The sequence below is a fragment of the Methanosarcina sp. genome (genome assembly GCF_028693135.1).
GTDB lineage: Archaea > Halobacteriota > Methanosarcinia > Methanosarcinales > Methanosarcinaceae > Methanosarcina.
On sequence record NZ_JAQUVZ010000045.1, the window covers coordinates 18,017 to 29,149 of the forward strand.

12 protein-coding genes are annotated in these 11,133 nt (G+C 44.3%); 8 read left to right on the forward strand and 4 right to left on the reverse strand.

Annotated features, from left to right (window positions below; translation table 11 throughout):
* Positions 1–296 precede the first annotated feature (296 nt).
* The 4 genes from PHF18_RS14945 (at position 297) to PHF18_RS14960 (ending at position 3,386) form a co-directional block, all read left to right on the forward strand.
* Positions 297–1,022, forward strand: a complete 726-nt coding sequence (locus tag PHF18_RS14945; RefSeq protein ID WP_300104249.1) for a hypothetical protein — start codon at positions 297–299, stop codon at positions 1,020–1,022.
* Positions 1,023–1,263: 241 nt separating this feature from the next.
* Positions 1,264–1,887 carry a flavodoxin family protein gene (locus PHF18_RS14950; RefSeq protein ID WP_300104251.1) on the forward strand — a complete coding sequence of 208 codons (624 nt, stop codon included), beginning with the start codon at positions 1,264–1,266 and terminating at the stop codon, positions 1,885–1,887.
* Positions 1,888–2,028: 141 nt separating this feature from the next.
* Positions 2,029–2,577, forward strand: coding sequence for a flavodoxin family protein (locus tag PHF18_RS14955; RefSeq protein ID WP_300104252.1), 549 nt, complete (start codon positions 2,029–2,031; stop codon positions 2,575–2,577).
* 242 nt (positions 2,578–2,819) lie between these two features.
* Complete coding sequence (locus PHF18_RS14960) at positions 2,820–3,386, forward strand: flavodoxin family protein (RefSeq protein ID WP_300104253.1); 567 nt, start codon at positions 2,820–2,822, stop codon at positions 3,384–3,386.
* 28 nt (positions 3,387–3,414) lie between these two features.
* Here the strand turns inward: PHF18_RS14960 and PHF18_RS14965 are convergent, their stop codons facing one another.
* The gene (locus PHF18_RS14965; protein ID WP_300104254.1) at positions 3,415–3,852 is read right to left on the reverse strand and encodes a GNAT family N-acetyltransferase; all 438 of its coding nucleotides are present in this window, start codon (positions 3,850–3,852) and stop codon (positions 3,415–3,417) included.
* A gap of 32 nt (positions 3,853–3,884) precedes the next feature.
* Between PHF18_RS14965 and msrB the strand changes: the two genes are divergently transcribed.
* From msrB to PHF18_RS14980, 3 genes are all read left to right on the forward strand, one after another.
* Positions 3,885–4,310, forward strand: coding sequence for a peptide-methionine (R)-S-oxide reductase MsrB (msrB, locus tag PHF18_RS14970; RefSeq protein WP_300104255.1), 426 nt, complete (start codon positions 3,885–3,887; stop codon positions 4,308–4,310).
* 100 nt (positions 4,311–4,410) lie between these two features.
* Positions 4,411–4,599, forward strand: coding sequence for a hypothetical protein (locus tag PHF18_RS14975; protein ID WP_300104257.1), 189 nt, complete (start codon positions 4,411–4,413; stop codon positions 4,597–4,599).
* 156 nt (positions 4,600–4,755) lie between these two features.
* The gene (locus tag PHF18_RS14980; RefSeq protein WP_300104258.1) at positions 4,756–5,400 is read left to right on the forward strand and encodes an HAD family phosphatase; all 645 of its coding nucleotides are present in this window, start codon (positions 4,756–4,758) and stop codon (positions 5,398–5,400) included.
* 97 nt (positions 5,401–5,497) lie between these two features.
* Here PHF18_RS14980 and PHF18_RS14985 read toward each other — a convergent pair whose 3' ends face one another.
* Together PHF18_RS14985 and PHF18_RS14990 are read right to left on the reverse strand one after the other, a co-directional pair.
* The gene (locus tag PHF18_RS14985; protein ID WP_300104260.1) at positions 5,498–6,637 is read right to left on the reverse strand and encodes a UDP-N-acetylglucosamine--N-acetylmuramyl-(pentapeptide) pyrophosphoryl-undecaprenol N-acetylglucosamine transferase; all 1,140 of its coding nucleotides are present in this window, start codon (positions 6,635–6,637) and stop codon (positions 5,498–5,500) included.
* Positions 6,638–6,788: 151 nt separating this feature from the next.
* On the reverse strand, positions 6,789–7,940 hold the full coding sequence (locus tag PHF18_RS14990; protein WP_300104262.1) for a UDP-N-acetylglucosamine--N-acetylmuramyl-(pentapeptide) pyrophosphoryl-undecaprenol N-acetylglucosamine transferase: 1,152 nt from the start codon (positions 7,938–7,940) through the stop codon (positions 6,789–6,791).
* 845 nt (positions 7,941–8,785) lie between these two features.
* Between PHF18_RS14990 and PHF18_RS14995 the strand changes: the two genes are divergently transcribed.
* Positions 8,786–9,784, forward strand: coding sequence for a PHP domain-containing protein (locus PHF18_RS14995; RefSeq protein WP_300104264.1), 999 nt, complete (start codon positions 8,786–8,788; stop codon positions 9,782–9,784).
* Between the two features lie 237 nt (positions 9,785–10,021).
* On the opposite strand, the gene PHF18_RS15000 is transcribed toward PHF18_RS14995, so the two are convergent.
* Positions 10,022–11,133, reverse strand: a 1,112-nt coding sequence (locus tag PHF18_RS15000; RefSeq protein WP_300104266.1) for a methyltransferase MtaB domain-containing protein, incomplete at its 5' end; no start/stop codon positions are given.

Sequence of the window (11,133 nt, forward strand, 5' to 3'; positions counted from 1 at the left end):
AAGATAATTTATATTTTTAAATACACTGCTATATATAATATCTAATAATATTATATTCCAATAACTTTTGCCCTAATACATTTCTGGGCAGGAAATATTTTCAAACAAGTGTTTGTTAGTTTTGTTGATGGGTAAATCCTGTCTGAACAAATGGAAACAAAAACCTGTAACTAAAAACCCTTTCTGACGAGGAACCTGCAGGTTATACAGCTGTTGTCTGGATAAAGCAGGAATTAAATCAGGATAGTGGTTTTATGAGCTTTATATTAACTTAAATGAAGTTGGGGGAAGTAGTTTTGATTAAGTACCGAAAGTTCGGAGTGCTTACTTTAAGCCTGATGATACTGTCTGTGTTTGCAGTGTTAAGTGTGTCTGCCTTATCCGAAGAAAATGATTCGATTGAAGATGTGCCTGATCTGCCTCTCATCCTGCACGGGGGGCTGGATATAAATGGAGAGCCTGTCTCAGAGGGCTCTGAGATTCTGGCATATTATGAAGGAAAGCTAATTGCAAAAAGTATTGTAGGAGAGGAAGGTAAATACAGCCTGAGCCTGAATCTCCCTCCTGAAAACTATACCAATATCGGAGAGGTGGAGTTCTACGTCAATGGAAATATAGCCAGTTTTAATATCTCTGCCTCTGAAATCGAAGCAATTAAAAACAACACCTCGGGATCGATAACTGAAGTTGATCTCAAAGGTTCTGTTTCCTCTACAGAAGGGGATTCGAGTTCTGGCAACGGCGATGGGACAGGTGAGGCCAGGATCGTGAATAAAGATTCTGCATCCTCTGATAATTCCACAGAATCTGATAATTCCACAGAATCCGAAAATTCCACCGAATCCGAAAATTCGGAAGATGATTCAAAGGGAGTGAAAGAAAGTTCTGACATACAGGAGCCTTTCTCTCAAGCAGGCGAAGAGGGAGGTGAAGATGCTCCAAAATCAGGTTATTCAACATTCTTCACGGGGTTGCTTTTCATTATAGCACTTTTTGGCGCGTTCCTGATAATTAAAAAGTAACCCGCAGAACCAGGTTAATCGACCAAAACGGTAAAACTAAACCAGCAGAATTATTTTCTGTTTTCTCTTTTTTTCTTTTTCTGTTTTTTTCTGTTTTCTGTTTTCTGTTTTCTGTTTTTCTTTTTTTTATCCCAGATGTTTATATTCAAACTGAATAATTTTTTTCTATAAGAGAAATGTTTTTATTCTGTCCAGTCATTTATACTTTTGCGTAAAATTTTTTATATTCTGTATTTAAAATTTGAATGGGGGTTCTAGCATTAAAGTTCTTGGATTGGTAGGTAGTCCTAAAGTCGATGGTAATACCTCAAAACTTGTTAATGCAGTTCTTGAGGGAGCTGCGGAAAAGGGGGCAGAAACTGTAGTCTATAACCTTGCCTCTCTTGACATCAAAGGCTGCAATGCCTGTGGTAGGTGCCGGGAGAACGGTTGCTGTGTTATAGATGATGATATGCAGAAAATTTATAGAGAAATTAATTCAGCAGATGTTGTCGTGCTTGGTTCTCCTGTATATATGTGGCAGATGACAGCCCAGACAAAACTCCTTATTGACCGCATGACAGCTTTCTTAAGGCCGGATTTTTCGAGCAGGCTTGACAACAAAAAACTAATTCTTGTCTTTACTCAGGGAATTTCGGACAGGGATGCCTTTAAACCGTATTTCGATTACACAGAAGGCCTTCTTTACTATCTGGGCTTTGATGTTTTGAATACAATCGTTGCAGCAGGTACGGATAAGCTTGAAGTTGAATTCAGGCCCCATTTGCTGGAGAAAGCAAAGAACATCGGGAAATTTGTCTCGGGTTCGCATTTGCAGGGGCTGGAGTACAGAAGAGCTGAATCAAGCCTGACACCGTCTCTCTAAATTTTTCCGTATCTCTAAAATTTTTCTATTTTTTTATGCCGTAAAGGCGGCCGAAAGTAGATTTTCAGAGGGAACTTTTATACCTCTTTCGGCTCATTTACTTTATCACTTTTTATTTTCTTTTTCGGAGGAATATTTCAGATGAAAGTTTTAGGATTAATCGGAAGTCCCAGAGTGGATGGAAACACTACAAAACTTGTAAACGCAATTCTTGAAGGAGCTGCAGAAAACGGCGCAGAGACAAAAGTCTACAATCTTTCCGTACTGGACATCAACCCCTGCAAAGGCTGTATGACCTGCAAAATCGATGGTAAGTGCGTGGTTGACGACGACATGCAGCAGCTTTATGACGAAATTCAGGCTGCTGATGCTGTCGTGCTCGGCTCTCCTATCTACATGTGGGAAGTCACAGCCCAGACCAAACTCTTTATAGACCGCCTGGTCGCCTTTCTTAACCCGGACTTTTCTACTCGCCTCAACATGCCAAAGAAGCTCGTCCTAGCCTTTACCCAGGGCAACCCCAATCTGAATACCTTCAAACAGTATTTCGATTACATGGAAGGCCTTTTCTCCTTTATGCAGTTTGATGTCCAGAGTAGCATAGTCGCAGCCGGCACTTACATTCCTGATGACATCCTTCAGCAGCCGGATGTCCTTGCAAAGGCAAAAGAAATAGGAAAAGGGCTTTAAACCGAAAAGCAATCGAAAACAACAATTTTTTATAAGCCGTGGGATTTTTCCGGCTCCCAACCTTTTTTTCTACTTTTTTCTCGCTTTTTTCCTGTTTTCCATTATTTTTTAGTTTCGTGGTTTCTGACAATTTTTCGGGCTACTTTTCCAAAGAAGAACACTTAATTAGCTTCCTGCTTATTTCTTTAGCAATAGATTTAATTTTCAGGACGAAATGTTATATTCCCAGGAAGGATAGTCACATGAATGTACTCGGATTGATAGGAAGCCCGCGCGAACACGGAAATACTGCCACCCTCGTGAATGCAATCCTTGAAGGTGCTGCCGAAAACGGGGCAGATACAAAAGTTTACCATCTCTCTAAAATGGACATTAAACCCTGCAATGGCTGCATGTCCTGCAGATCCGAAGGAAAATGCGTCATTGACGACGATATGCAGGAACTTTATAAGGAACTCCTATCTGCCGATGCCCTCGTTATAGGCTCCCCGATCTACATGTGGGAAATCACAACACAGACAAAAGCATTTATTGACCGCTTGATAGCTTTAACCTGCTGGCAGCCCTGTGCAAAGCCCGAATTCACCCCACTCCTGAAAGGGACAACAAAAATCGTACTTGCCTACACCTACGGGAACTCTAACCCCAACAACTTTAACCATTATTTCAAGTACATGGAAGGTCTTTTCAGCTACCTGGGTTTCGATGTCGAGGAAAGCATTTGGGCGTCGGGAACAGTAAATCCCGATGACATTTCTCATCAGTTCGAAGTGCTCGAAAACGCAAAAGAAATCGGGAAGAAGCTCTAAACTTTTTTCTTTTTTTTAGATTTTGAACTCATAAGCTATTGAATTCTTCAGGATACTCAACAACCCCGCCGGCACCTTCAAGAGCTCCCTTCTTTAATTCCAGTGCCATAAACGCTTCATCCGGCGCGCCGAAAGGATCTTTTATGCTCCAGGTTGAAGCTTGCTTAAACCCAAATCTTGGATAATACTCGGGATGCCCGAAGAGTGCTACAGAGTCATATCCTAGCTCTCTGCAAACCTTGAGCCCTTCTTTTTTCAGTTCTCCCCCAATGCCCGGTTTCTGGAATTCAGGCCTAACTGCTAGGGGGGCAAGTGAAATAGTCTCTTTTTCTTTTCCTTCCTCTGATTTGATTCTTATCGGGAAAAAGAGGATATGGCCAACAATTTTTCCGCCAAAATTATTTAATACGAAATAGGAGAATTCAGGATTTTCCCCTGAACCGAAGGATAATAATGTTTCCGGCATAATTGAGTTATATGCATAAAGGGGGTTTGTAATTGGCGCAAGATAAAATCGAGAAATCTGAAGAAGAGTGGAAGAAGGTTCTCACTCCTGAGAAATATCATGTTTTGAGACAAAAAGGCACCGAGAGGCCATTTTCTGGTGAGCTGTATTATAACAAGGAAAAAGGCGTCTATACCTGTGCCGCCTGCGGGCAGGAACTCTTTTCTTCCAATACCAAGTTTGAGTCCGGGACTGGCTGGCCCAGTTTTTCTGATGTGATTTCCAGCGATAGTGTCAGTCTCAAGGAGGATAACAGCCTTTTCATGAACAGGGTTGAAGTTGTCTGCGCTCGCTGTGGAGGGCACCTGGGTCATGTCTTTGATGACGGGCCGAAACCTACGGGAAAACGCTTCTGCATCAATGCCGTTTCCCTTGACTTCAAGAAGGAAGGAGAGGCCGGAAAGGAAACGGAGCAATAGAAAAAGTAAGAGAAGAAACTTCTGAAATACCAGTACAGATACAGGAAAATCAGAGTTTCGGATCATTTTTAGGTCCTGTAAAAGGGAGGTGCTGGTAAGTTTGAACCTGACTAAAAAGCAGATCGAAATTGGGGGATTTTTAGTTTTTCTGGTCCTCTACCTTGTTTTTTTTAATCTGGTATACCGCTTTGAAGGTCCAGGATACCCTATTTACGCTCCCGGGACTCTTATATTTGCTTTCCTGGGATACTGGCTGGGCGGATATCTTTACGATAAATATCTGAAATGATGGGCATTCTCCTGAAAGGGCTCTCACGAAGAGTCGGAGGGGCGAAAGGTAGCATGATTCATCTGGCCTGACCCATGTGGGCCTTTCTATATAGAATTTTTATTTAGCAAGTACTTTCACAAGCTTTATCATAGATTACGGCGATTTTCAGGACAGATGTTCAAAGCAATTATTTTCGATGTGGACGGCGTCCTTGTGGACTCCATGCGTTTTCATGCCGACGCCTGGGCTGAAGCTTTCAGAGAAGCAGGGATTTCCATAAAAAGGGAAGATATATATGAAATCGAAGGTGGAAATAACCGGGGAATTGTCACAAAAATCTTTGAAAAGGTAGGAAAAACCCCCGAGACTGAGGATTTCGAGTCTATTTCCCGAAGAAAGCAGGAAATTCTGGACCTTGGCCTGCTAAAACCTTTTGAAGGCATGGTTGGCTGCCTGAAAGAACTGAAAAAAAGCTTCCATCTCGCCCTGGTCTCGGGGTCTAGCCGTCTGGTGGTGGGAACTGTAATTGAAAACTTCTTTTCTGACATATTCGAAGTCGTTGTCACGGGTTCGGACGTCGAGAACGGAAAACCGTCTCCTGAGCCTTACCTGAAGGGAGTTGAAAAACTCTCCCTGCCGGAGGACGAGTGCCTGGTTGTGGAAAATGCCCCTATGGGAATTGAAGCTGCAAAAGCCGCAGGGCTCTACTGTGTAGCGGTCGCAAGCACCCTCGGACCCGAAAGGCTGCAGCATGCAGACCTTGTATTTGAAAACCATGCTGCTCTTTTTGAGTACCTTAAAAGCCTGGTGCCGGTCTGAGTTTTTCGGACTCGTTTTTATCTTTTACTCGCGTTTCTTTTTTCGTGCTTATCTTTCAAGCCGTCGGGGCTTCAAAAGAGCAATATGAAGGGCTGGCTCAGGGGGTTTTTGCTCCCACGTCCTTTTCAAGCATTTCTCTGATTGCTTTTGGCCCATCCAGTTCTTTTGCAAGCCGGCGGAGCCGCTCTGTTTTGTTTCTGTACTCCTCATCTTCAAGGACTTCCCGGATGCATTCCAGAATGACCTCAGGGGGAGTGGAATAGCTGAGCCTTCTCCCGTATCCCTCTTCCTCGATAACAGCGGCGTTACTTTCCTGTTCGTTGTGTCCCTCGTCCGGAAAAGAGAGGACCGGGATTCCGAAACTTAAAGCTTCCATAATTGTGCTGTGCCCTCCGGGGGCGATTACGGCATCGGAACTCTTGAAGTAGGGGAATGGGTCTTTTATGAACTGGAGGATCTGCACGTTTTCCGGAAGGTCGGTAAATTTAGAAGGGTCAAGGCTGGGACCGGAAATGAGAGTGTAGTAAATGCCGGAATCGAGCTTTGCGGTTTCGAGTACTTTCCTGAAAATTGGTTCCCTGTACCCGAAACCTCCAATAAGGGAGACGATGTGGGGTTTTTTAAGGGGTATTTCTTCAACTTCTTCGTACTTTTTCTGGACCAGGGGGCCGCTGTAAAAAAGTTTTTCCCGGACTTTTGGAGTGAAATTCAGGTTCTCCCTGCAGACCGTGTAGGGGAGGGGATAGTCAGGGATAATTATCCTGTCCACCAGTTCAAAGACCTGGTTGTAGAGCTTTTTGGTGAGTTCCCCGAGAAGCCTGATGGGCACTCCCCTGCTCTTGAAGAATTCTTCCATGTTTGACTGGTTGAGGATAAGGTATACTGGAATTTTGAGGGCTTTTGCGGCAAGGATTCCCAGATAATAGCTGTCCGAAACCACCACTTCAGGGGTAACATCTCTGGTTAGCTTCAGGATTTTTGGTCCTCCCAGGAGCTGGGCGCTTTTGAGGGTTGCCTCGATCGACCCTTTGAAGTCCAGGGTTCCTGCCTTTCCCACAAGTTTGATTTCGGATGGGATTTCATGGGCATTGTAGCCTACCTTTTCGATCAGCTCTTTCGAGTATCCATATGCTCCAAAGTGAACCTCATGCCCCACACTCATCATTTCTTTCCCCAGGGCAAGGCAGCGGCTTGTGTGGCCAAGTCCTTCTCCGCATATAAAAATTATTATTTTCATCCTTTATCCCTCATTTTTAGAATGTGTTTATTCCTATTCTTTTTTCCTGTATTTCCTATCCTTTTTTCCTGTATTTTTTCCCCTGCGTTTTTTCTGTATTTTCTTATTCTATTCTCGATTCAGTTTTTTTGTCCCGGTTTTTTATTTATTCTTATATTCTGTCTGACAGGGACCTTTTTCCAATTCTCTCTTCCAGAAGTTTCCGGACAGCTGCAGGCCCATCCAGCACTTCGGCAAGTTCCCTTAATCTCCGGGTTTTTTTGCCGTACTCTTCGTCTTCCAGACCTTCCCGGATGCAGGCAAGGATAGCTTCAGGGCGCGTCAGGTAGCTCATCCTCTTCCCGTACCCTCCCTCTTCGAGCACAGTGGCATTGTTTTCCTGCTCGCTGTGCTTCTCGTCCGGAAAAGAGAGCACCGGAAGCCCGAAAGCCAGGCTCTCAAGGATTGTCCCATGCCCGCCGGCGGTGATTACGAGGTCCGAGCCTTTGAAGTAAGGAAAGGGGTTTTCCGTAAAACCTGTAAATTCTACGTTCTCCGGGATTGCAGGGAACTGTTTCGGATCGATCCCTGGCCCCGAGATAAAAGTATAGTGGATTCCCGGGTCCAGTTTTGCAGCTTCAAGCACGCTTCGGAATATGGCAGCTCTGTACCCGAAGGCACCGATAGTTGAGAGGACATTAGGGTGCGGAAGTGTCTTTGCTTCGATTTCCCGGTACCTCCATCGGATAAGGGGGCCGCTGAAAAAGATGGTATCGTTGATTTCCCTTGTAAGCGTAAAGTTTCTCCGGTTGACCGAATAAGGAAGGGGGTAGTCCGGGACGATGATTCCGTCCACACTGCTGAAGATGTAATGATAAAACCTTTTGATGAGTTTGCCTGCAGCCCCTACAAAAGGCCCTCTGTTCTGGAAAAATTCCACCATATTGAACTGGTGCCCGATAAAGTAGACAGGAATTTTCCTGGCTTTTGCGGCAAGGATGCCCAGGTAGTACCCGTCCGAAAGCACCACATCCGGTTCAAGTTCATCTATAAGTTTCAGAAGCTTTCTATATCCGGAAAGAGGAGTGTTCCTGAGGGTGGCTTTGATGGATTTCCCTATATTAAGCGCACCGGCAGTTCCGACAAGGGTTATCTCCGGAGGAATTTCATGTGCCCTGTACCCTGTTTTTTCGACCAGCTCTTTTGAGTATCCGTAAGCTCCGAAATGTGTCTCATGCCCCGCAGCCAGGAACTCTTTCCCGAGGGCAAGGCAGCGGCTCGTGTGTCCCAGCCCTTCTCCACACATGAACAGCAAGATTTTCATAAACCCTCAGCAGGAAACCTCTGAGTCTTTAGCTCAGGGGTAGTTGACATTCCTATCGCTCTTCCCTGTCGTTATCTGTAACAATAACTATCTTTCTTAAGTTAAACCCTTGCTGCAGAGTTACAACAGTTTCAAAAAAGATCTACATGACTACAAATTAAAAAGAAGAGAGTTGAGGTAAAATCCATTTAAAAGGATGTAACATGGGAGGGAGATTTTAATTAGCTCCTGACTGATGGATGCTTTTTGGTCTGTTCGTATGCTTTTTGGTCTGTTCGTATATTTCGCTCGTTCTTTTTTTGATCCCACGCTACTAGTTAAAAGGTACTCATTATCTGTATATATACTTTTTCTTTTTTCTATGTAATAATCCTCTGAGGTATGGTTATTATTTTTAGAAAACTATACTTATTATCTATCCATGCATTCCATCTCCGGATATCTTATGTCATATTTTTCTTCCTTTAAATTGGGTTTTTTACAAAAAGAAGGTTTTATATGCTTTTAAATTTCTTTTAACATTTTTATTTGTTATATTCATGAAAAACCAACCGATAGTGCCTTCAAGATCTATCCTTTTGTTCTTTTCCTTCTTCTTTCTGCTTTATTCTTCTTTTCTTTCTGCTTTTTTCCTTCTCAGTTACTATTCTTCCTTTTTGTATCCATTATATTTATTCCTGTGAATAATTACTTTATTTTCAACTAATTTATATATATACTTGTATATAAAAACATATTTTCCAGCGAAATATATTTATATCTCTCCTGTCTTCTTTTCACTGAATAAGAATTTTTTGAATATTTCGCACCGAAAGAATATCTGAATAAAATGGTAGTGCGTGTTTATGCGAAGAAAACCCGGAAATAATTACAGAACAACGGTAAGTTCTGAGCTTGCAGAAACTTTGCTTCAGGAGGGATGGAAAAAGATGGATCTGCACGTGCACTCCTCCTGTTCCTACGATGTCCCTCCCGCGAGAGCAATGCATCCTGCGGTTCTTTTTGAAAAAGCAAAGGCTAAAGGGCTTGATTATGTGACCTTTACCGACCATGATACAGTCGAAGCATATGACCTGCTTGGTTGGGACAGAGAGGGGCTCATTCCAGGGGTTGAGATTGCAATCAAAGATTCTGAAAATATAGGGCATACCCTCCACGTTAATGTTTTTGAACTTGATTCAGAAGAGTTCGGAGAACTTGAGGCGATTGCAAACCAGGAACATGACTTCAAAAGCTTTATCCGCTATCTAAGAACCCATGACCTCCCTCACGTGTACAATCACCCCTTCTGGTTTGCCCTGGGGGATAAACCAAACCTTCTTGCCGTGTCCGAGCTCATAAAGCAGTTTCCTGTGGTCGAGTACAACATTCAGGACGTAATGGAAAAAAATCTGATCACAGTCGCACTTGCCAGGAAATACGGAAAGGGGCTTGTAGCTACCACGGACAGCCATGCGGGAGGAATGGGGTCAGTCTATACCCTGGCAAAAGGAGATACCTTCCGGGAGTTTTTTGATAATATCAAAAGGGGTAGATCCCATATGGTGGTTGAAGGGGAAACCTGGGAGCACATGACAAAAGAACTCAATGCATGGGTCGAACTTGTATTTTCCCTGGACAGGCAGGACAGAAAAGAAATGGACTTCTCCACAAATGCTCGGACTTTTGACCGGGCTGTCGGGTTCTTTGCAAGGGAGAGGTTAAGGGAGTTTCCCAGACTTAACCACACCACAATGCGCTTTTTCCAGAACTTTTCGAGGTCAGGGCTTCCTGCCTACATGTACATAAGGGCTGAAAAGTCTATGGTTTCCAGGATAGAAAAAGTAGTTAATCTGACGGCCTGAAGGTGGATCTAATATTGTAGATTTAATCTAATATTGTGGACTCGGTGGCTTTGAAGTTACAGACAAATTTCACATCTCAGAGTTTATATTCTTCTCTCTTAACTTTTTTAAATTAGTGGTCTTTTATTTCATTGTCTGTACAACAGTAGATATTCTGAACTAAAAAAGTTAGGATAAAGTGCAGTACGTAAAGTTAATGAAAAAAGAAAAAATGAAAAAGAGAACGGAGATTTCGGCTTAGAAGCCGTAGTTCTCCGGAAGGAAGACTTTAACTTCACTCTTGTACTTTGTGAGGCAGTCGTCCATGAACTTGTCCATGTCGTCCGTAAGGGAGTCCAGGGATGCCTTTGCGTCTGCGAGGGCTTTGGTTTCGAACCTTGAGAGCTCGAGCTTGCCTGCAGCTCCTTCGCTGACGATGTCGCAGCATGCGATTGCAGCGTTCTTTGCTCTGAGGTAGATGTTGTCTCCGTCCTTGACAATTGCCTGCCCGATCTTGTATGCGTTGTCATAGGCGAGGACATATCCCTGGGGGTCTCTGTATCTGTCGGAGAGCATGAATAGGTCCCTGAGAACTTTTTCGTTCTTGGTTTCAAGAGCGGTGTTCATGAGGGCGCAGTCGTATGCAAGGGACTCGGACCAGCACTGAACAGTGGTACCACCGAATTCACCGTGGTATTCGACAGACTCGTTTGACCAGCAGTCACAGCACTGCATAATGAGGTTACCAACTAAGTCAGAGTGGGCGCAGGTGGAGGTCTTACCTTCCTGGGCCATTGGCATACCGGTGATGGCTTTGATGACGACGTTTTCGTATCCACAGTCCTTTCCGGGGCCAACTGCACCGCTTTCGTATGCGACGAGGGACCTTGGGGCGGAAATTGCCCTTGCGAGGATTGCGAGGGTGTGGGCGAGGTTCTTGTCAAGCAGACCGCCTGCAATGAACATTGCGGTGTTTGCCTGGGCGCAGTCGGTGTCACCGGCTGCAACAGTGCCGGTCTTCTTTGCAATTGCTGCAATGTCGGTCCAGATCATTTCCATATCAATGGAGCCGAGACAGCCGATACCATAGAGCATACCAGCGATGTCGTTCCTGAGCACGGCGTGGTCGAATACTTCCTTACCACCCATGCTCTCTACGGAAAGCAGGTCTGCACCGGACTTGGCACATTCTTCGAAGGCTTCGAGGAAGACTGAGTACTTGTCGCCTCTGAGCTGGAGGAAGTCTCTGTTCTCACGGATGTCACCGATTGTGTGGCGGAGTGCGCACTTTATGCCGTATTCATCGTGGTATTCTTCCATGATGGTTTTCTGGGCGTGTGCAACTTCTGCTCCCCAGGAGGGGTTGTTGG

What these genes read in the sequence shown, in the direction of transcription:
- PHF18_RS14955 (WP_300104252.1), top strand. Translation starts at nt 2,029, where the DNA reads ATGAAAGTTTTAGGATTAATCGGAAGTCCCAGAGTGGATGGAAACACT.
- PHF18_RS14960 (WP_300104253.1), top strand. Translation starts at nt 2,820, where the DNA reads ATGAATGTACTCGGATTGATAGGAAGCCCGCGCGAACACGGAAATACT.
- PHF18_RS14965 (WP_300104254.1), bottom strand. Translation starts at nt 3,852, where the DNA reads ATGCCGGAAACATTATTATCCTTCGGTTCAGGGGAAAATCCTGAATTC.
- PHF18_RS14980 (WP_300104258.1), top strand. Translation starts at nt 4,756, where the DNA reads ATGTTCAAAGCAATTATTTTCGATGTGGACGGCGTCCTTGTGGACTCC.
- PHF18_RS14985 (WP_300104260.1), bottom strand. Translation starts at nt 6,637, where the DNA reads ATGAAAATAATAATTTTTATATGCGGAGAAGGACTTGGCCACACAAGC.
- PHF18_RS14990 (WP_300104262.1), bottom strand. Translation starts at nt 7,940, where the DNA reads ATGAAAATCTTGCTGTTCATGTGTGGAGAAGGGCTGGGACACACGAGC.
- PHF18_RS14995 (WP_300104264.1), top strand. Translation starts at nt 8,786, where the DNA reads ATGCGAAGAAAACCCGGAAATAATTACAGAACAACGGTAAGTTCTGAG.